Raw genomic sequence first — 24,051 nt, 5'->3', positions numbered from 1 at the left:
GCAGCGTAATGGCCATGGCGGATTCCGGAGTCAACCCCACGGCGGCGGCCCTTCTCGGCCTGCTGCACGAGGGGCCGATGACAGGCGGTCAGCTGATGGCCGCCGCTGAGCGCCGTCTGGCGCCGTACTGGTCGATGACCCGCAGCCAGGTCTACCGGGAGTTGCCCGTGCTGGCCGAGCGGGGTCTGGTGCGGCTGGGCAAGCCCGGGCCGCGGCTGAGCCAGCCGTACGCGATCACGGCGGCCGGCAAGAGGACATTCTCCCGGTGGCTGGCGGAGAATCCCGGCCGGGACACCATCCGTAACCCGATCGCGCTGCGGATGGCCTTCGGTGACCTGCACTCGGCGAGCCAGCTCAAGAACCTCTACGCCCAGGCCAACGATTACCACACGGAGGCCCTGGCGCAGGTCCGGGAGCAGGTGAAGAGCGCCCGCAAGGAGGGCGAGGACTACGACGCCAGCGCCCTGGAGTTCGCGGTCGCCTATCACCGGGCGGCGCTGTCCTGGCTGAAGAGCGCCCCGGTCGGGTGATTCGTGGGCGTTTCTCGCCCCCGGCGCAGGCCGCACCGCCCGGTGCCGGCAGGTTTCTGCCGGTCTCCGCGGGGCTCGCAAGCTGACTCCTGATCCTGGCAGTACGCTTGTCTGTCGTGACCGCTGCCGACTTCGCCGAACAGCTCAAGGACCTCGACGCCACCCTGCGCAACATCGAGGCCGTCCTCGATCTTGACAAGCTGCGCGGGGAAAAGGCTCGACTGGAGCAGGAGGCCTCCGCGCCGGACCTGTGGGACGACCAGGCCAAGGCGCAGGTGGTGACCTCGCAGCTGTCGTACGTCAACGGCGAGATCAACAAGCTGGGCAGCCTCCGTTCGCGGCTCGACGACGCCCACGTCCTGTTGGAGCTGGCGGAGGCGGAGTCCGACCCGAGCGTGCTCGGCGAGGTGGAGAGCGAGATCGTCGGGCTGACCAAGGCCATCCAGGAGATGGAGGTCCGCACCCTGCTCTCCGGCGAGTACGACTCCCGGGAGGCGCTGGTCGCCATCCGGGCGGGCGCCGGCGGGGTGGACGCCGCGGACTTCGCCGAGATGCTGCTGCGGATGTACCTGCGCTGGGCGGAGCGGCACGGTTACCCGACGGAGGTCTACGAGACCTCGTACGCCGAGGAGGCGGGGCTCAAGTCCGCGACCTTCACGGTCAAGGTCCCGTACGCCTTCGGCACGCTCAGTGTCGAGTCGGGCACCCACCGCCTGGTCCGGATCAGTCCCTTCGACAACCAGGGGCGGCGGCAGACCAGCTTCGCCGGGGTCGAGGTGCTGCCGGTGGTGGAGCAGACCGACCACATCGACATCCCCGAGAACGAGATGCGGATCGACGTCTACCGGTCGTCCGGCCCGGGTGGGCAGAGCGTCAACACCACCGACTCGGCGGTGCGCATCACGCACATCCCGACCGGCATCGTGGTGACCTGCCAGAACGAGAAGTCCCAGCTGCAGAACAAGGCGTCCGCGCTGCGGGTGCTGCAGGCTCGGCTGCTGGAGCGCAAGCGGCAGGAGGAGCAGGCCAAGCTTCAGGGCCTGAAGACCGACGCGGCGGGATCCTGGGGCGACCAGATGCGCTCGTACGTCCTGCACCCTTATCAGATGGTGAAGGATCTCCGAACCGAGCAGGAGACCGGCAATCCGAGCGCGGTCTTCGACGGCGACCTGGACGAGTTCATCGAGGCCGGGATCCGGTGGCGTAAGCAGCGGGAGCTTGCCGGCGACAGTGCGTGACGACCCGTGGGCGCAGTGCGTCGTCGATCTCCGGCACAACAGTCTAAATCGATGACGCGCCCCGCATCGGCGGGGCGTGGGGCTTGGCTCCCCGGTTACACCGCGTAGACTCACCACCCGTGATTCAGCTTGAGCAAGTGACGAAGACGTACCCGAAGGCGTCCCGGCCTTCGCTCGACAACGTGTCCGTCTCCATTGAGAAGGGCGAGTTCGTCTTCTTCATCGGCCCATCCGGCTCCGGCAAGTCAACGATCATCAAGATGCTGCTGCACGAGGTCACGCCCAACAAGGGCCGCGTCGTCGTGAACGGCAAGGACGTCACGTCGATGCGTTCGTGGAAGCGGCCGCACTTCCGGCGTTCGATCGGCTGTGTCTTCCAGGACTTCCGGCTGCTGCCGAACCGCACCGCGTACGAGAACGTGGCGTTCGCCCTCGAGGTCATCGGCAAGACCAAGGCGGTCGCCCGCCGGGTCGTGCCGGAGGTGCTCGAGCTGGTCGGGCTCGGTGGCAAGGAGCACCGCTACCCGCACGAGCTCTCCGGTGGTGAGCAGCAGCGGGTCGCGGTCGCCCGGGCGTTCGTGAACCGGCCTCTGATCCTGCTGGCCGACGAGCCGACCGGAAACCTGGACCCGGACACCTCGATCGAGATCATGCGCCTGCTGGACCGGATCAACCGCACCGGCACGACCGTCGTGATGGTCACTCACGACTCCAACATCGTGAACCAGATGCGGCGGCGGGTCATCGAGATCGAGAGCGGCCGCATCGTGCGTGACCAGGCCCGCGGCGTCTACGGGTGAGCCCCCGCTCCCATCTCGCCGTACGACCTGACGACGAACACCTCATGCCGGAGACCCGGAGGAATTCCCGATGCGGATGAAGTACGTCCTGTCCGAGGTACTTGTCGGACTGTGGCGCAACGTGACCATGACCATCGCGATGATCATCACGTTGGCGGTGTCGCTGTTCATGCTCGGCGGCAGCGGCCTTCTGTACCAGAAGGTCGGCGACATGAAGGACCTCTACTACGAGAACGTCGAGGTCTCGATCTTCCTGACCCAGGAAGTGACCGAGCAGCAGCGTACTGACCTGGACGGCAAGCTGAAGAACGACCCGATGGTCAAGGAGGTGTTGTACGTCGACAAGCAGCAGGCGTACGAGCGCTTCCAGCAGATGTACGCCGACGCTCCGGACCTGGTGAACGCCGTCAAGCCGGATCAGCTGCCCGAGTCGTTCCGCCTCAAGCTCAACAACCCGGAGCAGTACAAGAACATCTACGACCAGTACAAGGAGAGCGAGGGGGTCGACGAGATCGTCGACCAGAGCAAGCTCCTCGACAAGGTCTTCGGCGTGCTGAGCGGATTCCAGAACGGTGCGCTCGCCATCGCGATCGTGATGGCGATCGCCGCCCTGTTGCTGGTCGCCAACACGATCCAGGTGGCCGCCTACAGCAAGCGGCGTGAGGTCGCGGTCATGAAGCTGGTCGGCGCCTCGAACTGGTTCATCCAGGCGCCGTTCGTGCTGGAGGCCGTGGTCGCCGGTCTGCTCGGCTCCATCCTCGGCCTGGTGGCCCTGTCCGTCCTGAAGGTCACGGCGGCGAGCAGTTCGATGGCGGCTCTGGAGGGCCTGATCTCGCCCGTGTCCTGGGGTGAGATCTTCCTGGTCTACCCGCTGATGGCCGGTGTCGGCGCCGTCGTCAGCGCCGCCACCGCGTGGGTCACGCTCCGCTTCTACCTGCGGGTCTAGCTACCGTACGGGTCGTCCCGGCATCGTCGCGGGGGCCCTTCCGCACCGGAATAACCGGTGCGGAAGGGCCCTTGTGATTCAGTAGCATGATCTCCGCCGTCCGGCCGGAACTCCCTGGGCGGCGGCACGAACGGAAGGGAGGTGGCGCCGATGCCACGGGAAAAGGGACGCAAGGTGGTCGCCTCCAACCGCAAGGCGCGGCACGACTACGCCATCCTCGACACGTACGAGGCGGGTATGGCGTTGACCGGCACCGAGGTCAAGTCGCTGCGGGCGGGGCGGGCCTCGCTGGTGGACGCGTTCGCGCAGGAGCGTGACGGCGAGCTCTACCTGCACGGGATGCACATCCCCGAGTACACCCAGGGCACCTGGACGAACCACGAGCCCCGGCGTACCCGGAAGCTGTTGCTGAAGCGGCTGGAGATCGATCGGCTGATCGGGAAGACCCGGGAGGCCGGCCTGACGCTGGTGCCGTTGCAGGTCTACTTCTCCGACGGCTGGGCCAAGGTGGAGATCGGCCTGGCCAAGGGTAAGAAGTCGTACGACAAGCGGCAGGACCTCGCCAAGCGGGACGCGGACCGGGAGATCGCCCGGGTCAGCGGCCGGCGCGGTAAGGGGATGGACGAGTGATTTGCCCGATATGTCCGGGTCGGCTCGCCCGGGTCGAGGCTCGGGATGAAACCCGTTGCGGCAGGCGTTAGGCTTGTCGGTGCCGCCACATCGGCGGCCCTTCGAGGGGGTGACTGGTTTCGACTTCGTACGCAGCGACAGGGGAAGCGAGCCGAGGAAGCCGACGTCGTCTCGAGAATCGGTCGTCGGAAATTTATAAGCGCCAAGAACAATCGCGCTGACTTCGCTCTCGCCGCCTGAGGCGAGTAGTGAGTCTGTCGGCCTGGGAACGCCTTCGTCCCAGTTAGCCGGCATCAGCTAGGAGGCTGGCCAATCGGACCCGGTCGCGGGGTCCGTGCGGCGAGATCAATCAGCGACTGGGCCCGTCACACCAACTTGCTCGCGTGAGCGGTGGGGCCGAGTAGAGGCATAGCGAGCTGCGCTCGGAGAAGCCCTGACAAACCGGCGAAGGACCCGGGTTCGATTCCCGGCACCTCCACCACCCGACCTGTGCGCCCCGTCCACCCGGACCGGGGCGCACAGTTCTGTCCGGGCCCGGAACCGAAAGCCGCGGCGCAGAGGCTCGGAACCGGAAGACCCGCCGTACAGGCTCGGAACCGGACGCCGCGGCGCACCGTCGAACCGGCATGCGCCGTTCAGTCCTCCTGCTGGGTCTGCCACTGCTGATGCTCGCCGGCTGCGCGCCGGCCGACGCCCCGGGTCCGGCCGCCCCGACCGGCTCCCCGCCCGGAACCAGTCCCGACCATCGCCGCGAGGGTTTCGAACAGCGGGCGGCCGAGGCCGCCGAGGCCTGGCAGCCCGACCCCGCCTGGACGAAGGGGTACGTGCCACTGCAGGGGCCGACCCTGCTGACCGGCGACCCGGGATTCACCAGCGACACCGAGGCGGCCTTCCGCAGCGGCTGGTACCGGGAACAGATCAACCTGCCCGCCGCCCGGCCGGCCGACACCGCCATCCGCTTCCCCGACGGCACCCTGACCGTCCCACTGGTCAGTGCGGCCGAGGCGTACCGGGAGCTGGACCAGGGCGATCCGCCGTCCTGCCCGGGACGGCCCAAGGCGCCGCCGCGGACCAAGGGCGGGCCGACCATCGAACCCGGACCGGACGGCTGGGTCACCAGCGCACCGGAGGCCGCCTGCACCCCGTTGACCGTCACTGCCGTGCGGCTCGGCACCGCACCCGTACCGACCAGTCGGGGCGAGGCGCAGGTGCCCGCCTGGCTCTTCGACGTCGAGGAGCTGAACAGCCCGGTGGCCCGGCTGGCGGTCGCCGCGCACGCCGTCACCGCCCTGCCGGAACCGGTGATGCCGCCCCGCGCCGCCCCCGACGGGGTGGTCGGCGCGCAGAACCTGCAGACGGTGGTGGACGCCCGGATCTCGTACCAGTTGGGGGTCGGCGCCTGCGACACGGAGATCACCCCGCTGGTGCTGGAGCGCGACGATGTGGTGGTCCTGGGCGGCGGCGTCACCAACACCGCCACCGCCTGCACCGACCAGCTCGTGCTGCATCCGGTCGAGGTCACGCTGAAATCCCCGCTGGGCACGCGGCCCGTGCTGGACGTGCTCACCGGCGCCCCGCTCCACTTCGGCGTGCGCTGAACTCGTCGAGCCAGCGGGCCGCTCCGCTTCGGCGGCCGCTGGCGTACTGAGCCGGTGCCGGCGGTCGGTGCGGCGGCTCGGCCCACCCAGGGAAGCGGGCGTCAGATGATCCGAGGCAGGTCGGTGGTGATCGGCACCGGGAGCACTGTCGGGCCGTCCCGTCGCAGCGCGACGGCGAGCGCGTCGGCGAGCTGCTCCGGTGTCTCCACCACCGCCGTGGCGCAGCCGTACCCTCCGGCGACCGCCGTGATGTCCAGGCCCGGCAGGTCCAGGCCGGGAACCCCCGGCGTCTCCTTCAGCTCCGCGAACGCCTTCAGGATCGCGTACTGCTGGTTGACCGGCACCACGACGACGAGCGGCAGCCGCAGCCGCGCGGCGGTCCAGAGCGCCTGCACGGAGTAGTGGAAGGAGCCGTCGCCGATCACCGCGATCACCGGTCGCTCGCGTCCGGTGTCCCGCTCCGCAAGCGCCACCCCCACGGCGGCCGGCAGCCCGTACCCCAGCCCACCGCTGGCCATGGTGAAGTACGACGCCGGTCGGGTGATCCGCAAATGGCGACGCAGGGCGGGCAGGTTCGACGGTGTCTCCTGGACCAGCACCCCGTCCTGCGGCCAGTTCCGGGCCAGCGCCGCGAAGAGCGCGTCCGCGCTGAGCGGGCGGGTGACCTCCGGCGGCGTCGGCGTCGGTCGGGGCTGCGGCGGCGGACGGTCGGCCGCCGGCAACAGGTCGACCAGCGCGGCCAGGGCCAGTGCCGAGTCGGCCAGCAGGCTGTCCCCGACCGGTGCCCGGGCGGCCTCGTCCGGGTCGTCCGTGACGTGCAGCAGCCGCGCCCCGTCGGGCAGGTAGGACCCCGGGACGTACGGGTAGTAGCGGAAGACCGGGGCGCCGACCACCAGCACGGTGTCGTGACCCTTGATCGCCTCCGCGAGCGGGCCGATGGCGAACGGCAGCACGCCCCGGTAGTGCGAGTGGTCCTCCGGGAAACCGGCCCGCTCGGGTGCCGGTGCCGACCAGGCCGGGGCGGCGAGCCGTTCGGCCAGCGCGGTCGCCAGGGCCCAGCCGTCGGCCCGGTCCACGGCCGCGCCGAAGACCAGCGCGGGGGAGCGACTCGCGGCGAGCACGGCGGCGAAGTGCCCCAGCTGCTCCGGGTCGGGTGCGTACCGGGTGGCCACCGAGCGCAGCGGTGGGGGCGGGTCGGCGGGCTGCGCCCAGTCGTCGAGCGGCAGCGAGAGGAAGACCGGCCCGGCGGGTGGCTGCACTGCGGTCGCGTACGCCCGCAGCAGCGCGGCCGGGATGTCCTGGGCGCGGACCGGCTCGTAGGCCCACTTCACGTACGGCTGGGTGAGCTCCGCGGCCCGGCGGTTCGTCAGCCGGGGTTCGAGCAGCAGCATCTCCCGGGTCTGCTGGCCGGCGGTGACGATCAGCGGCGTCTTGTTGTGCCAGGCGGTGACCAGGTTTCCCATGCCGTTGCCGGTGCCCGGCGCGGTGTGCAGGTTGATGTGCGCCGGACGGCCGGTGGCCTGGGCGTACCCGTCGGCCATGCCGACCGCGGACGCCTCGTGCAGCGCGAGGACGTAGTGGAAGTCGGCGGGGAACTCCTGCAGGAACGGCTCCTCGGTGGAGCCGGGATTACCGAAGACGGTCGTCATCCCGAGGTCGCGCAACAGGTCGTACGTCGTGTCCCGGACCGTTGCCATCGCCACCTGCCTCCGTGTCGCGGCGCGTGCTGCGGCTCGCCGGAGTGGCCGGCTACCCCCGAACCTCTCGAATCTATCGGGACAGCTCGGTTACTTCGGGCAATTCGTCAGCGCTGTGATCCGTCAGGCAGCGCGAAGGGCAGCTCGATCCCGTCGAGCGCGTGCCCGCAGGCGCAGTCCCGTTCGGTCGGGAGCGCGGCGAGCGCGTCGAGCAGCACCGCCCGCAGCCGGTCGGTGTTCTCGCCGAAGACCCGGAACACCTCGGCCTGGGTCACCGACTCGCCGGAGACGAGCCCGGCGTCCAGGTCGGTGACGAGCGCGATCGAGGTGTAGCAGAGCGCCAGCTCGCGGGCGAGCACCGCCTCCGGGTGGCCGGTCATGTTGACCACCGTCGCGCCCATCGAGGCGTACCACCGCGATTCGGCGCGGGTGGAGAACCGCGGCCCCTCGACCACCACGACCGTGCCGCCGTCCACCGCCGCCACCCCGCGGGCTCCGGTGGCGGCGAGCAGCGTACGGCGGCCGTTCGGGCAGTACGGGTCGGCGAAGGGCACGTGCACCGCGCCCCTGTCGTAGTACGTCTGGGCCCGCCCGCTGGTGCGGTCGACGAGCTGGTCGGGCACGACGAACGTGCCGGGGCCGAACTCCGGGCGCAGGCTGCCCACGGCGCACGGCGCGAGCACCTGGCGCACCCCGAGCGATCGCAGCGCCCAGAGATTCGCCCGGTACGGGATCAGGTGCGGCGGATGCTGGTGATCGCGGCCGTGTCGGGGCAGGAACGCCACCCGCCGGCCGCCCACCTCGGCGATCGTGATCGTGTCCGACGGTGGCCCGTACGGCGTCTCCAGCTCGTGCTCGGCGGCCGCGTCCAGGAGGGCGTAGAGGCCGGAGCCGCCGATCACCGCGAGTTCGGCTGTAGGGCTCATCTGTCGCATCCTCTCCAGCGTCCGATCACCGCCGCTCAGACCTTAGCGACCACCCCTACCGCAAGCTATGGTGCCAGGCATGGCGTTGACAGCGCGGGTGCCGACCGGCGCTAATGGCGACGATTCCTGTGCTGCGGCGCGCAGGTGACGGGTGTGTGAGATGCACGGAGAGGGCCAGGCGATCGGCGGGCGGGCGATGGAGTCGATGACCGGGCGGCTGCTGGTCGCGACTCCGGCGCTGAAGGACCCGAACTTCGACCGTACGGTGGTGCTTCTGGTGGCGCACGAGCCGGGCGGCGCGCTCGGTGTGGTGCTCAACCGGGCCACCGAGGTGCCGGTCGCCGACGTGCTCGGCGACTGGAGCGACCTGGCCCGCCACCCGGCCGTGCTCTTCGAGGGCGGCCCGGTGCAGCCCGACAGCGCGATCTGCCTGGCCCGGATGCGCCACCCCATCAAGCGGGTCAAGGGCTTCCACCAGATCTCCGGCGCGGTCGGCACGATCGACCTCTCGGTCGACCCGGAGCGGCTGCGGGAGAACATCGGCGGGATCCGGGTCTTCGCCGGCTACTCGGGCTGGGGCGCGGGGCAGTTGGAGCAGGAGATCGAGGAGGGGTCCTGGTTCGTGCTCGACGCGCTGCCCGGCGACGCTTTCGTCGACCGTCCCGACGACCTGTGGCCGATGGTGCTGCGCCGCCAGGGCGGAATGATGGCCGCGGTGGCCCACTTTCCGCCGGACGTGGCGCTCAACTGACCAGCGGGGCCGATCGTCAGGTGGTCGGGCCCGGCCTTCGGGCCGCCCCGCCGGTCGGCGCGGATGGGGACCCCGCGAGATGACCCCGGCGGCCGCCATGTGTATAGTTTCGCCAGTGCCCGGGCGACCGGGACAACAGCAAGGGGCCGTGGCGCAGCTGGTAGCGCACCACACTGGCAGTGTGGGGGTCAGGGGTTCGAGTCCCCTCGGCTCCACCCTTCACGATCAGGGCGTTCGTCTGACAAGACGGACGCCCTTCGTCGTTGCAGACCGCGGAGGTAGCCAAGCAGGAGCGCCGCTCATGTCCATGGAGCGGGCGGAATCTGCGCGTAAAGGACATTCATCACGCGACCATGGTCGGATGGGGCGACCATGGAAGCCGGCGGCGGCCGGGGGCATCCTGCGCGGCGCGGAGGACGCGCAGCAGGCCAGCTTCCTGGAGCTCTTCTTCGACCTGGTGCTGGTCTTCGCCCTGGTCGGGGTCGTCAGCCGGATGGGGCCGGACCTTCTCTCCGACAACGTGAGCGTGCGCTGGTTGTCGCTGCTGTACACGTTCGTTCTGGCCCTGCCGTTGCTGTGGCTGTGGACGACCACGGCATACGTCACCAGCCGGTTCGACTACCGCAACCGCTGGATTCAGCTGCTGGTCCTGGTCAGCGCGTTCGGCCTGCTGATCATGGCGACGTCCCTGTACGGGTTCGAGCAACGCGGTGCCACCTTCGCGATCGTGTACGTGGTGCTGCACATCGGGCGCCCCCTGGTGCTCCGCCCGTTGTTACGGGAGCACGAGAACGTTCGGGCGCTCTACACCCGCCTGGCCATCTGGGCCAGCATCTCCGGCGTCATCTGGCTCGCCGGGGCGGCGATGCACGGAAACCACCGGATCGCCCTGTGGGCGATCGCCATTACCGTGGACCTGGTCGTGGCACGGTTCAGATGGCCCCTGCCCGGTATGGGCCGACCGCCTACCAGCGCGTGGGCGATGGCCAGCAGTCGACACCTCCCCGAGCGCTACCAGCAACTGTTGTTGATCGCGCTCGGCGAGACAGTGCTGTCCATAGGCCTCACCTACGCCAATCACCCCGCCACGTTCGCCGCAAAGTCGGCCCTGGTGGTCACGTTCCTGTCCTCCGTGCTGATGTGGCGGATCTACTTCTATCGCGCGGGCCAGGTGCTGGCCGAGGCCGTCGAGATGTCGTCGAACCGGGCAGCTGCCGGCGGGATCGTCGGCGTGGCCCATCTGCTCATGGTGCTCGGCATCACCTTGACCGCGGCCGGCTCGGAAATCGTGTTGGCGCATCCCGGGGGGCCCTCCCTGCCGGCCTGGCTCGTGGTCATCCTCGGCGGGCCGGCGCTCTTCCTGTTCGGTCGCAGTCGGTTGGAACGGGTCGTCTTCGACCGGCTCGCCGTGCGCCGGCTCGTCGGCATCGGCGTTCTGGTCCTGCTGGCGCCGCCGCTGTTCTTCGGCCCGCCGCTGCTGGCCGCCCTCGCCGCAGCGGCCGTGCTGCTCGGGGTCGCCGTTGCGGACGCGCGACGCGCCGCCGGTCGCCCACCTGAGGCCCCCTCCCCGTCCGCCTAGCCGAGGCGGTCCGCATCCATCCGGTTCAGGCACCGGCCTCGAGCACGGCGAGGTCGCGCACCGCGTAACGGTGATGCTCGGCCTCTTCCTTGAGCACCACCTTGAGGCAGCGGCGCACGACGTACTCCCGGTCCGGATATGGGTCCGCCGGCTTGCGACCACACACCCGATCGAGCTCGGCCTCGGTGAGGCCGTCGACGGCACGCCGCATCGTGGCCATGCGAGCGAACCGCGGTGCGAGTACCTCGTCGAGCGTCGGGGTGGCTTCGAGGGTGAGCCCGAGCTTCGCCGCCGCGTCGGGCGGCATCCCGCCGTGTGGAAGGCCCAACGGGTGGTACGGCGCATCCTCCTCGAGCACGGCATTACCGAGCCAGGCATCGGCGGCCATCAGCAGGTGTCGTTGGGTCTCGACGAACGACCACTCGCCGTTGACCTGCTCGTGCAGCTTGGCCTCGGGCAGGAGCCTGGCGCGGTCGAGCGTCGCCTCCCATTGCGTCTCGATGGCATCCCAAGCGGCCCGGTAGTCGACGGCGGACGCGGCGTCACGCGCCAACACCCGGGTGGGATGCTGCCGGTCGAGCTCGGCCTCGACGTAGGCGGTCACATCGACGTCGTTGACGACGATCCGCTCGAAGGCGCCGGCGAGGTAGACGTCGCTGCCGTAGCAGTCCACGATCTTCAGGCCGCTGACCTCGCAATCGCGAATCTCAAGGCCGGCAAGATCGCTCAGGTGGATGCGGGCACCACGGAACTGGTCACTCTGGGCGTACGCAGCAGGCATCGAGACAGCTTCCCGAATTCGTCCCGCCCGCGTCAACGGGTAGCGCAGCGTGAGGGTCCTGTCGGGCCCTAATGGTCGCGCTCGCGCAGCAGCAGCCCCAGGGCGGTCCTAACCGTGTCGATCTCGTCCTCGTCGAGGCCGGTGAGGACCGAGGCCAGCCATTCGCGGCTGCGGCAGAGGTCGGCGGAGGCCTGCACGCCGGTCGGAGTCGCCGCGATCACCTTGACCCGCCCGTCCTTGTCGTCGGCGCGGCGCTCGACGTAACCCAGCTCGACCAGCCGATCGACCTTGGCGGTCAGGTTGGAGGGGTCGCAGCCGAACTGCTCGGCGATCTCCCGCATGGAGGACGGCTTCACCGCGGCGAACCCCAGCACCCGTACCTGAGCCAGGGTCATCCCGGCCGCCTGGGCGGCTCGCTCGAAGTCGAGCAGATATTCGCCGACGAACTGCAGCATGGCAAACCGGACCTCGGGGAAGATTCCTCGCGCCAGGTCTCCTTCGAGGCGTTCACCGGTGTAGGGGTGGGTCGGTCGCACCGATTCATCGTAGGTCACCTCCTTCTCAACATGCTTGAGAGTCTCAGAGATTCCGGCCACACTCCAGGAAATTGCATGAGAGTCTCAAGTACTGTTCGGGCGGAGCTTCCCCCTCCACCAGGGCATGACGAAAGGACTCCACGATGAGCGACGAGCGCAAGGTTGCCGAGGTATTCGCCCGATACGTCCGGGCGACCGACCGGCGGGACGGCGCGGCCCAGGCCGCACTCTTCGCCGAGGACTCGACGACGGAGATCTACAACAAGGTCTACCCGGACGGCCGGGAGTTCAACTGGGAGCCCAACGGGGAACCACTCAAGGGCCCGGCCGCTGTCAAGTATGCGGTGGAGAACTTCATGGCCCCGCACCCTCCGCGCGGAACCAGCCACCACGTCACCGCCGATCACATCATCGACGTCAACGGTGACACCGCCCACTTCAGCGCCCAGTTCGTGGTCTTCGAGACCCGGGCAGACGAGCGGCCGGCCGGCGGCTGGCCCGAGGGCGCGCGTGGCGTTCAGGGCACCGTGCAGGTGACCGAGAGCGGCTACTACGAGACCGACCTTCGCAAGATCGACGGCGAATGGAAGATCACGCACCACCGGGTCCGCAACGACCTGCCGTTCGCCATCCCGGGCGCCTGACCTCGCCCACAGCCGGCCCGCACCCGAGGGTTGGGTGCGGGCCGGCCACAACGTCATCCGCACGGCCGCTCAGTGCGCCGTGCCGCGTACTCACGAGGGATCACTGTGAAAGCTATCGTCTACCGCCGCTTCGGCGGCCCTGACGTCCTCGAACTCGCGGAACTACCGCCCCCGAAGATGCAGCAGGACAGTGTCCTGATCCGCGTCCGAGCCGCCGGCCTCAACCCGGCGGACAACCTGATCCGAGCCGGGGCCCTGGCCGAGGCGATGGACACCCTCTTTCCGGTCGTGCCCGGCTGGGATGTTGCCGGCGTAGTGGAGCAGGTCGGGCCCGGTGTCACCGAGTTCGCCGAGGGCGACGAGGTCATCGGTTACCTCCGCGAGTCGGTCCTGCACCACGGCAGCTACGCGGAACTCGTCTCCGCACCGGTGCACACCCTCGTACGCAAGCCAAGCAACGCCAGTTGGGCGCAGGCGGCCGGGCTGCCGCTGGCCGGGCTCACCGCGTACCAGGGCATGGTTCACCATCTCCGCGTCGCGCCTGGCGAAACCGTCCTGGTCCACGCCGCCGGCGGCGGGGTCGGCTCCATCGCGGCCCAGATCGCCGTCGCGGCCGGCGCCACGGTCATCGGCACCGCCTCGGCGGGCAACCACGACTACCTGCGCTCACTCGGCGTCAGCCCGGTCACCTACGGTCCCGGCCTGGCCGAGCGGGTACGCGGCCACGCGCCGGAGGGCGTCGACGCGGTCTTCGACGCCGCCGGCCGGGGTGCCCTCGCGGCCACCTCCGACGTGGGGAAGCCGAACGTGCGGGCGGTCACCATCGCCGACGTGCACCCCGGCGCCACCACGGTCTACGCCCGACTCGACCTCGACGACCTGCGCGCCCTGACCCACATGGTCGAAGCCGGCGACCTCACCATCCGAATCGGCGCCACCTTTCCCCTGGAGCGCGCCGCCGACGCCCAACGCACACTCGAGTCCGGACACGCCGCCGGAAAAATCATCCTGATGCCGTAGGAGCGGATGCCATGGGGCGCGTCGAGGAGCCCATGAATCCCGCGCCAGAGGGTCTCGGTGAACCAGGCACCAAGAAGCCTGGCACCTGCCCAAGCGAACGATCGCGGGACACGGGCACCTGGTCGTGCCCCGGCTCGCCGTTCCGATGACCCGGCCGTGCTGCCCGGTCAGCGGACCGGCGCTTGCCGCGGGGTGGAATACCTCGGGGTGGACCTGGTCCACAGCCTTCTTCGCCGTCGTGCGGTCACACCTTGAGAACGTCCACGTCGTACAGCGCTATCGAGGCGTCGCGGGAGGCGAGGGTCAGACTCTCGGTGATCGCTTGCGCCACCAGCATGCGGTCGAAGGGATCACGGTGATGCGGCGGCAGACGGCCGGCGGCGATGGCATGGGCGTGGGTCACCGGGAGTTCACGAAAGCCCATGTCCCTCACCCGCTCCGCGAGGTCAGGAGGGCCGTGGAGCTTCCCCGCTTTCTGCTTGATGGTGATCTCCCACAGGCTGACCGGGGAGAGGAAGATATCCGGTTCGTGGCGTAGTCGATCGAGGAACTCGACGCTGAGGGTCGTGTCGCCGGTGATGGCCCAGAGTGCTACGTGTGTGTCGAGCAGCAGGGTCATGCGCCGATGCCGAAGTCGGCAGCGATCTCGGCATTGGTCTGGGGCGAGTCCCAGTCACCGGAGAGATCCACTTGCCCGGCGAGGGAGCCGATTGCGGTGCGGTCCGTCCGCCGTACCAGCGGCACGACTTTCGCCACCGGGGTGCCAGCCCGGTCGATGATGATCTCTTCGCCGCGCTCCACCCGTTCGATGATGCGCGACAGGTGGGTTTTGGCGTCATGCATGTTGTAGTGCACGGCTTCTGCCGACATGCCGCGACCTCCTCGGTTAGCTAATAGCTTAGCCCGCTTGGCTCGTCGTCGTCACGCTCCGTCAATGCGGCGCCGGCGGAGGCTCGTAGCAGCGGCTTGGCAGGACCACTGTCAGCCCGCGCTCTGCTCGGTGTTCTCGATCATTTGGAGCAGTACCTTCAGCGCGGTGACGTAGTCGGCGTCGTCGATGCCGTGATGGATGCGGGCCCGGATCGCCGGGGCGTGGGACTTCAGCCGCAGGCGTGCCTGCTCGCCGGCCTCCGTGATCCGGAGTCGGCTCTCGCTGTCCCGGCTGATCCAGCCCCGTTCCAGCAGCGTCTCGGCCTCGGCGTGCAGGTCGTCCTCGGGTCGGATGTAGCTGGCCATCGCCTCCCGCAGCTGCGGAATCGTCCGGCCCTGGCCGTCGGGGGAGATGTCGTTGGGCGACAGGTTCCGCAGCAGCCAGAACTGGGGCTGGGTGAAGCCGTGTTCGGCCTGCCGGGCGCGGGTGAACGCGATGAGGGCCTGGTAGGCGACTCCGGTCCAGTAGGCGGCGGGTTGGGCTGCCAGTTCGGCGTCGGTCATCTGGTCGGTCGGCATGGCGCGGCTCCTGGTGGCTGGTCGGCTTCGGGTCGACCGTAGGAGTTCAAGCGAGGTTGAGGTCAATGCCCTCGCCCCACCTGCCGGGCCTCGGGTGACCTGCTGCTACCGTCATCCGTCATGAAAACCGTTTTCATTACGGCTGGCCTCTGCGCGGTGCTGGCCGCCGCGGGCTGCTCAGCCGGGGCTGCCGAACCGGCTGCTTCGAAGAACCCGGCCGGCCCGGTCCACCTGACCAACTGCGGACTCCCCGTCGACGTCGGCGCGCCGCCGCAGCGCGCCGTCACGCTGGAGCAGAACGCCACCGAGATCATGCTCAGCCTCGGCCTCGCCGACCGGATGGCCGGCACCAGCTACCAGACCGACCCGGTGCTGCCCGCGCTGCGCCCGGCGTACGAGAAGGTGCCGGTGTTGGCCAAGCTCTACCCGTCGCGGGAGGCGGTCCGCGCGGCCAACCCGGACTTCGTCTACTCGACCTACACGTCCGCGTACGCCCCCGACGCCGCCGGTTCCCGCGCCGACCTGGCCAAGCTCGGCGTGCCGGCGTACCTCTCCGGGTTCGCCTGCGAGAACCCGGCCGACGCGATCCAGACCGTCACCTTCGACGGGATCTTCGACCAGGTTCGCGACATCGCCACCGTCTTCGGCGTACCGGAGCGCGCCGACCAGGTGATCCGCGAGCAGCAGGGCCGGTTGGACGCGGCCCGCGGCGGCGGTGCGACGGCCACGCCGAGCGCCACCGCGGGGCCGAACGCCGGCCCTTCGCTGCTCTGGTACTACTCCGGCACCAGCACCCCGTACGTGGCCGGGCGCGGCGGCGTGCCGGACGCGGTCGGCTCGCTGCTCGGCACCCGCAACGCGTTCGCCGACGTCGATCAGAAGTGGCCCGCCGGCAACTGGGAGGAGATCGCCAAGCGCAACCCGGACGTGATCGTGCTGGCCGACCTGACCCGGGGCGGCGATGGTGACAGCGCCCAGTCGAAGATCGACTTCCTGCGTCGTAACCCGGTGACGTCCAAGCTGGACGCGGTGGTCGCCGGACGCTTCGTCATCGTGCCCGGCTCGTCGCTGGACCCGTCGATCCGCAGCGTCGAGGCGGCCGAACTGGTCGGCGCGAAGCTGCGGGAGACCGCCCGATGACCGCGCCCGGCGGCACCGAGACCGCAGCGCTGGACCAGTCGTCCGCCCGCCGCCTGCTGAAGCTCTGGAACGAGCAGCAGTCCGCCTACGTGGCCCACCGCGACCACCGGTTCGAGGCCATGTTCGACGTGTTGCGGCTGCACAGCCCGGACGACCTGACGATCCTGGACCTGGCCTGCGGCCCCGGCGCGATCACCGACCGGGTGCTGACCGCCTTCCCGCAGGCCACGGCGATCGCTGTCGACTACGACCCGATCCTGCTGCGGGTCGCCCGCGGCGCGCTCGACGGGTACGGGCCGCGGGCCGAGGTGCACGACGTGGACCTGGTGACCGACGGCTGGGAGAACGTGCTGGCCGGACGGACCGTCGACGCCGTACTCAGCTCGACCGCGCTGCACTGGCTGTCACCGGCGCAGCTGCTGCACGTCTACACCGCCGCCGCGCGGCTGCTGCCGGCCGGTGGGGTGCTGCTCAACGCCGACCACCTCCGGTACGACGGATCGACGCCCACCCTGCGCGAGATCGCCCGCCGGCACGACGCGCGGGTGCAGCGGGAGACGTTCGACTCCGGGGCGCTCGACTACTCCGCCTGGTACGCCGAGGCGCTTCGTCATCCGGAACTGGCCGGACTCGCCGAGGAGCGGGAGGAGCGCTTCGCGGACCGGCCGCCGCAGGCCCTGGCTCCGCTGGAGTTCCATCTCGCCGCCCTGCGCGCGGCCGGCTTCGCCGAGGTCGGCACGGTCTGGCAGTACCTCGACGACTACGTGGTGTTCGCCCGCCGATGACCTCGTCAGTCACCTCGTCGCTCGCCCCGACAGGTTCGACGGTCGGGGCCGGGCGGGGCCCGTCCGCCAAGGCGGGCGCCTGGCGATCGGGGCGGTACGTGCTGCCGCTCGCGGTGATCCTGCTGCTGCTCAGCATCGCGGCGGCGGTGACCGTGGGCTCGGCCGATCTGCCCGTGGACAGCGTGCTGCGTGCCGTGGGTACCCATCTGGGCCTGCCGGTCCGTCCGCTGCCCCCGCTGCCGGACAGCATCGTGTGGGACCTGCGGCTGCCCCGCGTGCTGCTGGCCGCGCTGGTCGGCGCGGGCCTGGCGGTGTGCGGCGCGGTCCTGCAGGCACTCACCCGCAACCCGCTGGCCGACCCGTTCCTGCTCGGGGTCTCCTCCGGCGCCTCGACGGGCGCGGTGGCGGTGCTGGTGCTCGGCATCCAGCTCGGTAGCGGCCCGATCGACCTGACCACCGGCGCGTTCGCCGGCAGCGTGGCCGCGTTCGGCGCGGTGCTGCTGCTGGCCGGTCGGCGAGCCGGCGAGCCGACCCGGATAGTGCTCGCCGGGGTGGCCGTCTCGCAGCTGTTCAGCGCGGTGACCAGCCTGATCGTGATCTCCGACACGCAGACGCAGGACACCCGCAGCGTGACGTTCTGGCTGCTCGGTTCGCTGACCGCGGCCTCCTGGCCGGCGGTGGCGCTGAGCGCCGCGGTCGCCGGCGTCGGTCTGGTCGTGTGTTGGGCGAACGCGACGGCACTGGACGCGTTCGCGTTCGGCGCGGACACCGCACGGTCGCTCGGCTTCTCGCCCGGGCGTACCCGACTGCTGCTCTGCGGCGTCACCGCCCTGGTGGCGGCGACGCTGGTGGCGGCGAGCGGGGCGATCGGCTTCGTCGGGCTGACCGTGCCGCACGCGGTGCGGTTCGTGATCGGCTCGCGGCATCGTGCGCTGCTGCCCACCTGCGCGGTGGTCGGTGCGATCTTCCTGATCTGGGCGGACACCGCGGCGCGGACCGTGTTCTCGCCGCAGGAACTGCCGGTCGGTGTGCTCACCGCGCTGCTCGGGGTGCCGATGTTCGCGCTGGTCATGCGACGTCGGGCGGGCACGTCGTGATCGGCGGGGAGAACGCCGGCCGCGGACGGGACGACCGGAGCGGTGTCGCCGGCCACGCCCGGGGCGCGCGGCTGCACGCGGAGCGGATCGGCTGGGGCGTCGCCGGGGTGCGGATCCTGGTCGAGGTGGCGCTCACCGCCGAGCCGGGAGCGACGGTCGGGTTGCTCGGACCGAACGGGTCCGGCAAGTCGAGCCTGCTACGGCTGCTGGCCGGGCTGGCCCGACCCGATTCGGGGCGGGTGCTGCTCGACGACGTGGCGTTGGGCGCGCTACCCCGGCGGGCTCGGGCGCGGCGGATCGCGGTGGTCACCCAACAGGCGGCCACCGATGTGGAGATGTCCGCGCTGGAGGTGGTCCTGCTCGGCCGGACACCGTACCGGCCGCCGCTGGCCGGGGTCGCGGCCGCCGATCTGGACCTGGCCCGGCGCGCGCTCGCCGACGCCGGCCTGGCCGGCTTCGCGCAGCGCCGCTGGTCCAGCCTCTCCGGCGGGGAGCGGCAGCGGGTCGATCTGGCCCGCGCCCTGGTGCAGGAGCCGGACCTGCTGCTGCTCGACGAGCCCACGAACCATCTGGACATCCGGCATCAGCTGGAGCTGCTGGGGTTCCTCGCCGAGTCGGCCACCACCGTCGTGGTGACCCTGCACGACCTCAACCTGGCCGCGCAGTACTGCGACCGGCTGGTGCTGTTGCACGCCGGCCGGGTGGTCGCGGCGGGTGCGCCGGGGGAGGTGCTGACCACGAGCCGGATCGAGCAGGTGTACCGGGTGCGTACCGACGTCGACACGGCCGCGGACGGTCGACCCCGGATCCGGTACCGGCGTGCCTGAGCGATTGACGGCCGGTTGGGCGAATTCGTCGCCCGGATACGGCATCGGCGCCGTCGCTCCTCGCGACGGCGCCGATGCGTCGAATCAGCCCTGGCGGCCCTTCCACTGCGGGTTCGTGCGGTTCACCACGACCACCCGGCCGTGGCGGCGGACCACTGTCGAACCCGGCTTCTGCTTCAGCGAGCGCAGGGAGCTACGTACCTTCATCTCGACCCTCCTCGGGGTGGGGTCTCGTCGGTTCCGTGTATCGAAACGCCGGAGCCCGACCTGGGATTCCCACCCCAGCGGGGCCGCTCAGCCGAGGTGGCTGTCGATCTCGGCCAGCTCCTCGGCGGTGAAGTCGAGGTTCTCCAGCGCCGCGATGTTCGCCTCCAGCTGGGGCACGCTGCTCGCCCCGATGATCAGGCTGGTCATCCGCGGGTCACGCAGCGCCCAGGCGAGAGCGAGCTGGGCCAGCGACTGGCCGCGCCGCTCCGCGATCGCACCGAGGGCCCGGATGGTCGCCATCCGCTTCTCGTCGAGGTCGCTCTCGTTCAGGAAGACGCTGGTGCGAACCCGGGAGTCGGCGGGGATGCCGCCCAGGTAGCGGTCGGTGAGCAGGCCCTGCGCCAGCGGGCTGTACGCGATGGCGCCCGCGCCGGCCTCCTCGAGCGTGTCCAGCAGGCCGTCGTCCTCGGTCCACCGGTTGAGCATCGAGTACGACGGCTGGTTGATCAGCAGCGGCGTACCCAGCTCCCGCAGGATCGCGGCCGCCCGGGCGGTCTGCTCCGAGTTGTAGTTGGAGATGCCGACGTAGAGCGCCTTGCCGGAGCGGACGACGGCGTCCAGCGCGCCCATCGTCTCCTCCAGCGGGGTGTCCGGGTCGAACCGGTGCGAGTAGAAGACGTCGACGTACTCCAGCCCCATCCGGCGCAGCGACTGGTCGAGCGAGGAGATCAGGTTTTTACGGGAACCCCACTCGCCGTACGGACCGGGCCACATGTAGTAGCCGGCCTTGCTGGAGATGATCAGCTCGTCCCGGTACGGCTTCAGGTCGGTGGCGAGCATCCGGCCGAAGTTCTCCTCGGCCGACCCCGCCGGGGGCCCGTAGTTGTTCGCCAGGTCGAAGTGGGTGACACCGAGGTCGAACGCGCGGCGCACGATGTCGCGCTGCCGCTCGTAGGGGCGATCGGGGCCGAAGTTGTGCCACAGACCGAGGGAGATGGCGGGCAGCCGCACCCCGCTGCGGCCGCTCCTCCGGTAGGTCATGGTGTCGTAGCGGTCGTCCGCGGCGAGATAGTTCACGATCATGAGCCTACGTCGGGTTGCCCCATGGGCGCTGAGCCGCCGAGCGGCGGCGACCCGGCCCGGCCACCCGGCGTCACCCGCCCGCCCGGCGAGGAGTTGACCACCACGCCGGCATCAGAACGGGGGACCAGATGGACGACATCACCGCCATGATCATGGACGACCACGCCGCGTTCCGGCGGGGCTTCGCCCGGCTGGACGACGCCGAGGACGAGCAGGAGCTGCTCGCGATCTGGGAGGCGCTCGCCCTGCACCTCGACATCCACGCCGAGGCCGAGGAGGCCATCCTCTATCCGCACCTGGTGCGCCACGGTGACGACGGCGAGGCCGAGACGGTCGACGCCGTCGGCGACCACAACAAGATCCGGGACGCGATCGCGGAGTCCAAGCTGCACCCGGTCGGCTCCGACCAGTGGTGGGCGGCGGTGTGGCAGGCCCGCCGGGAGAACAGCGAACACCTCGCCGAGGAGGAGGACGAGGCGTTGCCCGACTTCCGCCGGCACGCCGGCGCCGAGCTGCGCGCCGAGCTGGGTCACCGCTGGCTGACCTTCTACGGCGAACACAAGAACGGCCGCAACCTGACCTTCCACGACAAGGACCCGCAGGGGTACGTGCGCGAGCACCGCTGAGATATCCCCGGCGCGGGGGAGTCGCCCGCGGGTACGCCGGCGCGAGAATGAGCCGATGAGGCCCCTGGCACCGCTCGTCGCGGCCAGCACCTGGCGGCGCGGCGTGTTCCTGCTGCTGGGCGGCGTGCTCGTGCTGCCGTACGTGCTGCTCGTGGTGGCGTTCTGGCAGGTTCTCACCGGGCCGCCGATCCCCCGGCCGCTGGCGCTCGGTCTGCTCGTGATCGCCGTCCTGATCGCCGGGGCGCCCCTGCTGCTCAACGGCAGCCGGGCGTTGGAGATCGCGGCGGCCCGGGCGCTGCTCGGCGTGGACCTTCCCGATCCGGCGCCGGGGCACCGTACCGACCGGGAGACCCGGCTGCGTGCCGCGCTCTGGATCGCCACCCACCTGATCGTCGGCGGTCTGCTGGCCTTCGCGCTGCTCAGCACGGTGCCGATGTCGCTGGCCTTCATCGCCCAGCAGTTCGGCGTCGGCGCGGAACTGGTCCGCGATGAGCGGTTCGGTCCGCTCGACGGGCGGGACACGGGCTGGCTCACCCTCACCGGTGTGCTGCTGCTGGTCGGCCTCGGCTACGCCGTCGCCGGGCTCGGCGCGCTGGCCGCGACGATGGCGCCGGTGCTGCTCGGGCCGGCGCAGGCCGAGCGGATCGCCGCGCTGGAGGCCCGCGCGGCCCGGCTCGCCGAGCGCAACCGGCTGGCCCGCGAGCTGCACGACTCCGTCGGCCACGCGCTCACCGTGGCCACCCTCCAGGCCGGGGCGGCCCGCGCGGTGCTGGAGACCGACCCGGAGTTCGTCCGCCGGGCGCTGGCCGCCATCGAGGACGCCGGCCGCAGCGCCATGGACGACCTCGACCACGTGCTCGGGGTGCTGCGGGAGCCCGAACGCGGTCGTCCCGCACCGGCGCCGCAGCGTACGCTCGCCGACCTGGACCGGCTGGTGGCGGAGAGCCGCGGGGCGGGCCTGACCGTGGACGCCCACCGCACCGGCGACCCGGCCACCCTGCCGGCGGTGGTCTCCCGGGAGGGGTACCGGATCGTGCAGGAGGGGCTGACCAACGCGGCGCGCCACGGCCGCGGGCCGGTCGAGCTGCGACTCGACGTCGGGCCGGACGCGTTGGAGCTGGAGCTGGTCAACGAGGTGCTGCCCGCGCCGCGCCGCCCCGGACACGGCGGAGGCGGCCGTGGCCTCGACGGCATGCGGGAACGGGTGCTGCTGCTCGGTGGACGGCTCACCGCCGGGCCGGAGGGTGGCCGCTGGCGGATCGGCGTGCGACTGCCGTACCGGGAGGCGCGGTGAGCATCGGCGTGCTGATCGTCGACGACGACGAGCTGATCCGGGTCGGGTTGCGGGCCATCATCGACGCCGAACCGGACCTGCGGGTGCTCGCCGAGGCCGCGGACGGCGCCGAGGTGCTGCCGCTGGTCGCCCGGCACCGGCCCGCCGTGGTCCTGATGGACGTCCGGATGCCGGGCATCGACGGCATCCAGGCCACCCGGCACCTGCTGGCCGCCTCCGCCGACCCGCCCCGGGTGCTCGTGGTCACCACCTTCGCCAACGACGAGTACGTCTACGACGCGCTGCGCGCCGGAGCCAGCGGTTTCCTGCTGAAGCGGGCCCGCCCGGTCGAGGTGGTGGAGGCGGTGCGGGTGGTGGCGGCCGGCGAGTCGCTGCTCTTCCCGGCGGCGATCCGGCGGCTCGTCGGCGCGTACGGCCGGGCGGGTGGCGACCGGCTGCGCGCGGCCCGGCTGACCGAGCGGGAGGCCGAGGTGCTGCGGCTGATGGCGGCCGGACTCTCCAACCCGGAGATCGCCGCGCACCTGGTGGTCGGGGTTGAGACGGTGAAGACCCACGTCGGGAACGTGCTGGCCAAGCTGGCGGTGCGGGACCGCACCCAGGCGGTCATCGCCGCGTACGAGTCCGGTTTCGTCACCCCGGCCGGCTGACGGCCGCCTTCGCGGCGCGGCCACCGGTGTGCAACTGCCCGGGGAAGCGCCGGCTCCCTCAGGTGGGGGAGCGGATTCACCGGCGCACGGGAGGGTTTCCACGGCGTACCGGCCGAGGCTGAGCGTATGACGATCACCGATGCGCCACCTCGGCCGACCACCCGCCCGCCCGACCGGCTCGCCCCGCTCGCTGCCGGCTGGCTCGGCCTCTGGGGCGTCCTCGCCCTGCTCGCCACGATCACCGGTGCCGGCTACCCGTTCGGCGCGAACGACCCGCACGGCGACGTGAACCTGCTCCGGCTGGTCCCGGTCGACGTCGGACCGCCGCTCTTCGCCCTCCTGCTGCTCACCGCCGCGGTCGCCGCGCTGGCCATGAGCCGCCCCACGACCAGCACGCCCCGACCGCTGCGACTGCTGCTCGCCGGGTACGGCTGGGCGGTCGCGGCCCTCCTGGCCCTGGTCGTCCCGGATGCCCGGGTGCTGGTCATGCTCGGTTACGCCCCGATGCTGATCATCGGCGCTCCGTTCGGCTGGCCGCCCGTCGACTACTCCGAGGTCTTCACCTGGCCGCTCTTCGCCCGCTTCGCCGCGGTGATCGCGGGCCTGCTGCTGGCCGGCGCGGTGCTGGTCTGGCAGCGGCGCACCGCGGAGGCGTGCCTCGCCTGCGGGCGCGGCGACGCCGCACGCGGCTGGACCAGCCCGGCCGCCGCCGCCCGCTGGGGCCGGTGGAGCGCCGGCATCGCCGCCGCCATCCCACTGGCGTACGCGGTGACCCGCTTCGCCTGGGCGGCCGGCGTTCCGCTCGGCATCTCCCGTGACTTCCTCACCGAGATGCAGGAGAACGGTGCCGTCTGGGCCGGGTTCGGGCTGGGCGCGTTCGCCACCGTCGGCGCCGTCCTCACCCTCGGCCTGGTACAGCGGTGGGGTGAGCGCTTCCCCCGCTGGATGCTCGGCCTGGCCGGCCGCCGGGTGCCCGTCCGGCTCGCCGTGATCCCGGCCACCCTGGTGGCGATCGCGGTCACCGCGGCCACGCTGGGGCTGGTCGCGAACCCTCGGTTCTGGGAGCTGGCCGGAGGTGACGGTCTCAACCTGGCCACCGGGCCGATGCTGCTCTGGCCCGCCTGGGGTCCGGCGCTGGGCCTGGCCACGTACGCCTACCACCTGCGTCGCCGGGGCGCCTGCCGCCGATGCGGTCGTGGCTGAGGGTGGGAGTGGGGGTG

The 24,051-nt window shown here is 71.0% G+C and carries 27 protein-coding genes, 1 tRNA gene and 1 other RNA gene; 20 read left to right on the top strand and 9 right to left on the bottom strand.

Annotated elements, in window-relative coordinates:
* The first annotated feature begins 14 nt into the window (after positions 1-14).
* From D7147_RS00300 to D7147_RS00270, 7 genes are all read left to right on the top strand, one after another.
* On the top strand, positions 15-530 hold the full coding sequence (locus D7147_RS00300) for a PadR family transcriptional regulator (RefSeq protein WP_120673901.1): 516 nt from the start codon (positions 15-17) through the stop codon (positions 528-530).
* Positions 531-646: 116 nt separating this feature from the next.
* The gene (prfB, locus tag D7147_RS00295) at positions 647-1,768 is read left to right on the top strand and encodes a peptide chain release factor 2 (RefSeq protein ID WP_120673230.1); all 1,122 of its coding nucleotides are present in this window, start codon (positions 647-649) and stop codon (positions 1,766-1,768) included.
* 119 nt (positions 1,769-1,887) lie between these two features.
* On the top strand, positions 1,888-2,568 hold the full coding sequence (ftsE, locus tag D7147_RS00290; protein WP_073832794.1) for a cell division ATP-binding protein FtsE: 681 nt from the start codon (positions 1,888-1,890) through the stop codon (positions 2,566-2,568).
* A gap of 70 nt (positions 2,569-2,638) precedes the next feature.
* Positions 2,639-3,514: a permease-like cell division protein FtsX gene (gene ftsX / locus D7147_RS00285; RefSeq protein ID WP_120673229.1), complete on the top strand. Its 876-nt coding sequence runs from the start codon at positions 2,639-2,641 to the stop codon at positions 3,512-3,514.
* Between the two features lie 150 nt (positions 3,515-3,664).
* Positions 3,665-4,144: an SsrA-binding protein SmpB gene (smpB, locus tag D7147_RS00280; protein ID WP_120673900.1), complete on the top strand. Its 480-nt coding sequence runs from the start codon at positions 3,665-3,667 to the stop codon at positions 4,142-4,144.
* A gap of 105 nt (positions 4,145-4,249) precedes the next feature.
* Positions 4,250-4,625: a transfer-messenger RNA gene (ssrA, locus tag D7147_RS00275) on the top strand.
* Positions 4,626-4,770: 145 nt separating this feature from the next.
* Positions 4,771-5,742 (top strand): hypothetical protein, encoded by a 972-nt coding sequence (locus D7147_RS00270; RefSeq protein WP_120673228.1) that lies wholly within the window; start codon positions 4,771-4,773, stop codon positions 5,740-5,742.
* A 101-nt stretch (positions 5,743-5,843) separates the two neighbouring features.
* Here D7147_RS00270 and mdlC read toward each other — a convergent pair whose 3' ends face one another.
* A complete protein-coding gene (gene mdlC / locus D7147_RS00265; RefSeq protein ID WP_199716784.1) occupies positions 5,844-7,439 on the bottom strand; it encodes a benzoylformate decarboxylase in 1,596 nt (531 codons plus the stop codon).
* Between the two features lie 107 nt (positions 7,440-7,546).
* A complete protein-coding gene (locus tag D7147_RS00260) occupies positions 7,547-8,365 on the bottom strand; it encodes an S-methyl-5'-thioadenosine phosphorylase (protein ID WP_120673226.1) in 819 nt (272 codons plus the stop codon).
* Between the two features lie 160 nt (positions 8,366-8,525).
* Between D7147_RS00260 and D7147_RS00255 the strand changes: the two genes are divergently transcribed.
* From D7147_RS00255 to D7147_RS00245, 3 genes are all read left to right on the top strand, one after another.
* Positions 8,526-9,116 carry a YqgE/AlgH family protein gene (locus tag D7147_RS00255; RefSeq protein ID WP_120673899.1) on the top strand — a complete coding sequence of 197 codons (591 nt, stop codon included), beginning with the start codon at positions 8,526-8,528 and terminating at the stop codon, positions 9,114-9,116.
* Between the two features lie 142 nt (positions 9,117-9,258).
* Positions 9,259-9,331 (top strand) — tRNA-Ala (locus D7147_RS00250).
* A 146-nt stretch (positions 9,332-9,477) separates the two neighbouring features.
* Complete coding sequence (locus D7147_RS00245) at positions 9,478-10,695, top strand: low temperature requirement protein A (protein ID WP_158609254.1); 1,218 nt, start codon at positions 9,478-9,480, stop codon at positions 10,693-10,695.
* A 25-nt stretch (positions 10,696-10,720) separates the two neighbouring features.
* Here the strand turns inward: D7147_RS00245 and D7147_RS00240 are convergent, their stop codons facing one another.
* Together D7147_RS00240 and D7147_RS00235 are read right to left on the bottom strand one after the other, a co-directional pair.
* Positions 10,721-11,476: a DinB family protein gene (locus D7147_RS00240; protein ID WP_120673224.1), complete on the bottom strand. Its 756-nt coding sequence runs from the start codon at positions 11,474-11,476 to the stop codon at positions 10,721-10,723.
* Between the two features lie 68 nt (positions 11,477-11,544).
* A complete protein-coding gene (locus tag D7147_RS00235; RefSeq protein ID WP_147437316.1) occupies positions 11,545-12,012 on the bottom strand; it encodes a MarR family winged helix-turn-helix transcriptional regulator in 468 nt (155 codons plus the stop codon).
* 143 nt (positions 12,013-12,155) lie between these two features.
* Here D7147_RS00235 and D7147_RS00230 point away from each other — a divergent pair, with 143 nt between their 5' ends.
* Both D7147_RS00230 and D7147_RS00225 read left to right on the top strand, forming a co-directional pair.
* Complete coding sequence (locus D7147_RS00230; RefSeq protein ID WP_120673222.1) at positions 12,156-12,656, top strand: nuclear transport factor 2 family protein; 501 nt, start codon at positions 12,156-12,158, stop codon at positions 12,654-12,656.
* 105 nt (positions 12,657-12,761) lie between these two features.
* A complete protein-coding gene (locus D7147_RS00225; RefSeq protein WP_120673221.1) occupies positions 12,762-13,676 on the top strand; it encodes an NADP-dependent oxidoreductase in 915 nt (304 codons plus the stop codon).
* A gap of 244 nt (positions 13,677-13,920) precedes the next feature.
* Here D7147_RS00225 and D7147_RS00220 read toward each other — a convergent pair whose 3' ends face one another.
* The 3 genes from D7147_RS00220 to D7147_RS00210 form a co-directional block, all read right to left on the bottom strand.
* A complete protein-coding gene (locus D7147_RS00220; RefSeq protein WP_120673220.1) occupies positions 13,921-14,295 on the bottom strand; it encodes a type II toxin-antitoxin system VapC family toxin in 375 nt (124 codons plus the stop codon).
* A complete protein-coding gene (locus D7147_RS00215; protein WP_043329066.1) occupies positions 14,292-14,546 on the bottom strand; it encodes a type II toxin-antitoxin system Phd/YefM family antitoxin in 255 nt (84 codons plus the stop codon). Before D7147_RS00215 ends, D7147_RS00220 begins: the two co-directional genes overlap by 4 nt.
* 111 nt (positions 14,547-14,657) lie before the next feature.
* The gene (locus D7147_RS00210) at positions 14,658-15,125 is read right to left on the bottom strand and encodes a MarR family winged helix-turn-helix transcriptional regulator (protein WP_120673219.1); all 468 of its coding nucleotides are present in this window, start codon (positions 15,123-15,125) and stop codon (positions 14,658-14,660) included.
* 120 nt (positions 15,126-15,245) lie between these two features.
* Between D7147_RS00210 and D7147_RS00205 the strand changes: the two genes are divergently transcribed.
* From D7147_RS00205 to D7147_RS00190, 4 genes are read left to right on the top strand one after another with little or no spacing between them, the layout of a single operon-like run.
* A complete protein-coding gene (locus D7147_RS00205) occupies positions 15,246-16,265 on the top strand; it encodes an ABC transporter substrate-binding protein (protein WP_120673218.1) in 1,020 nt (339 codons plus the stop codon).
* Positions 16,262-17,050, top strand: coding sequence for a class I SAM-dependent methyltransferase (locus D7147_RS00200; RefSeq protein ID WP_120673217.1), 789 nt, complete (start codon positions 16,262-16,264; stop codon positions 17,048-17,050). The genes D7147_RS00205 and D7147_RS00200 overlap by 4 nt, the downstream gene beginning before the upstream one ends.
* A complete protein-coding gene (locus D7147_RS00195; protein WP_120673216.1) occupies positions 17,047-18,147 on the top strand; it encodes a FecCD family ABC transporter permease in 1,101 nt (366 codons plus the stop codon). The genes D7147_RS00200 and D7147_RS00195 overlap by 4 nt, the downstream gene beginning before the upstream one ends.
* Positions 18,144-18,974, top strand: coding sequence for an ABC transporter ATP-binding protein (locus D7147_RS00190; RefSeq protein ID WP_233562854.1), 831 nt, complete (start codon positions 18,144-18,146; stop codon positions 18,972-18,974). The genes D7147_RS00195 and D7147_RS00190 overlap by 4 nt, the downstream gene beginning before the upstream one ends.
* 84 nt (positions 18,975-19,058) lie before the next feature.
* On the opposite strand, the gene D7147_RS00185 is transcribed toward D7147_RS00190, so the two are convergent.
* Together D7147_RS00185 and mgrA are read right to left on the bottom strand one after the other, a co-directional pair.
* Positions 19,059-19,181, bottom strand: a complete 123-nt coding sequence (locus D7147_RS00185) for a 50S ribosomal protein L36 (RefSeq protein WP_120673215.1) — start codon at positions 19,179-19,181, stop codon at positions 19,059-19,061.
* A gap of 87 nt (positions 19,182-19,268) precedes the next feature.
* Positions 19,269-20,264: an L-glyceraldehyde 3-phosphate reductase gene (gene mgrA / locus D7147_RS00180; protein ID WP_120673214.1), complete on the bottom strand. Its 996-nt coding sequence runs from the start codon at positions 20,262-20,264 to the stop codon at positions 19,269-19,271.
* A gap of 128 nt (positions 20,265-20,392) precedes the next feature.
* Between mgrA and D7147_RS00175 the strand changes: the two genes are divergently transcribed.
* The 4 genes from D7147_RS00175 (at position 20,393) to D7147_RS00160 (ending at position 24,034) form a co-directional block, all read left to right on the top strand.
* On the top strand, positions 20,393-20,890 hold the full coding sequence (locus D7147_RS00175; RefSeq protein WP_120673213.1) for a hemerythrin domain-containing protein: 498 nt from the start codon (positions 20,393-20,395) through the stop codon (positions 20,888-20,890).
* A 55-nt stretch (positions 20,891-20,945) separates the two neighbouring features.
* Positions 20,946-22,184: a sensor histidine kinase gene (locus tag D7147_RS00170; protein WP_120673212.1), complete on the top strand. Its 1,239-nt coding sequence runs from the start codon at positions 20,946-20,948 to the stop codon at positions 22,182-22,184.
* Positions 22,181-22,831 (top strand): response regulator transcription factor, encoded by a 651-nt coding sequence (locus tag D7147_RS00165; protein WP_120673211.1) that lies wholly within the window; start codon positions 22,181-22,183, stop codon positions 22,829-22,831. The genes D7147_RS00170 and D7147_RS00165 overlap by 4 nt, the downstream gene beginning before the upstream one ends.
* Positions 22,832-22,957: 126 nt before the next feature.
* Positions 22,958-24,034, top strand: coding sequence for a hypothetical protein (locus tag D7147_RS00160; protein ID WP_120673210.1), 1,077 nt, complete (start codon positions 22,958-22,960; stop codon positions 24,032-24,034).
* Positions 24,035-24,051 lie beyond the last annotated feature (17 nt).

Source organism: Micromonospora musae, from assembly GCF_003626545.1.
GTDB classification, from domain to species: Bacteria; Actinomycetota; Actinomycetes; order Mycobacteriales; family Micromonosporaceae; genus Micromonospora; species Micromonospora musae.
This window is presented reverse-complemented; position numbering and strand designations above follow the sequence as displayed.

Coding starts and splice junctions, on each gene's coding strand:
- D7147_RS00300 (WP_120673901.1), top strand. CDS start 15: ATGGCGGATTCCGGAGTCAACCCCACGGCGGCGGCCCTTCTCGGCCTG.
- ftsX (WP_120673229.1), top strand. CDS start 2,639: ATGCGGATGAAGTACGTCCTGTCCGAGGTACTTGTCGGACTGTGGCGC.
- smpB (WP_120673900.1), top strand. CDS start 3,665: ATGCCACGGGAAAAGGGACGCAAGGTGGTCGCCTCCAACCGCAAGGCG.
- D7147_RS00270 (WP_120673228.1), top strand. CDS start 4,771: ATGCGCCGTTCAGTCCTCCTGCTGGGTCTGCCACTGCTGATGCTCGCC.
- mdlC (WP_199716784.1), bottom strand. CDS start 7,439: ATGGCAACGGTCCGGGACACGACGTACGACCTGTTGCGCGACCTCGGG.
- D7147_RS00260 (WP_120673226.1), bottom strand. CDS start 8,365: ATGAGCCCTACAGCCGAACTCGCGGTGATCGGCGGCTCCGGCCTCTAC.
- D7147_RS00255 (WP_120673899.1), top strand. CDS start 8,526: ATGCACGGAGAGGGCCAGGCGATCGGCGGGCGGGCGATGGAGTCGATG.
- D7147_RS00245 (WP_158609254.1), top strand. CDS start 9,478: ATGGGGCGACCATGGAAGCCGGCGGCGGCCGGGGGCATCCTGCGCGGC.
- D7147_RS00240 (WP_120673224.1), bottom strand. CDS start 11,476: ATGCCTGCTGCGTACGCCCAGAGTGACCAGTTCCGTGGTGCCCGCATC.
- D7147_RS00230 (WP_120673222.1), top strand. CDS start 12,156: ATGAGCGACGAGCGCAAGGTTGCCGAGGTATTCGCCCGATACGTCCGG.
- D7147_RS00220 (WP_120673220.1), bottom strand. CDS start 14,295: ATGACCCTGCTGCTCGACACACACGTAGCACTCTGGGCCATCACCGGC.
- D7147_RS00215 (WP_043329066.1), bottom strand. CDS start 14,546: ATGTCGGCAGAAGCCGTGCACTACAACATGCATGACGCCAAAACCCAC.
- D7147_RS00210 (WP_120673219.1), bottom strand. CDS start 15,125: ATGCCGACCGACCAGATGACCGACGCCGAACTGGCAGCCCAACCCGCC.
- D7147_RS00205 (WP_120673218.1), top strand. CDS start 15,246: ATGAAAACCGTTTTCATTACGGCTGGCCTCTGCGCGGTGCTGGCCGCC.
- D7147_RS00200 (WP_120673217.1), top strand. CDS start 16,262: ATGACCGCGCCCGGCGGCACCGAGACCGCAGCGCTGGACCAGTCGTCC.
- D7147_RS00195 (WP_120673216.1), top strand. CDS start 17,047: ATGACCTCGTCAGTCACCTCGTCGCTCGCCCCGACAGGTTCGACGGTC.
- D7147_RS00185 (WP_120673215.1), bottom strand. CDS start 19,181: ATGAAGGTACGTAGCTCCCTGCGCTCGCTGAAGCAGAAGCCGGGTTCG.
- mgrA (WP_120673214.1), bottom strand. CDS start 20,264: ATGATCGTGAACTATCTCGCCGCGGACGACCGCTACGACACCATGACC.
- D7147_RS00175 (WP_120673213.1), top strand. CDS start 20,393: ATGGACGACATCACCGCCATGATCATGGACGACCACGCCGCGTTCCGG.
- D7147_RS00170 (WP_120673212.1), top strand. CDS start 20,946: ATGAGGCCCCTGGCACCGCTCGTCGCGGCCAGCACCTGGCGGCGCGGC.
- D7147_RS00160 (WP_120673210.1), top strand. CDS start 22,958: ATGACGATCACCGATGCGCCACCTCGGCCGACCACCCGCCCGCCCGAC.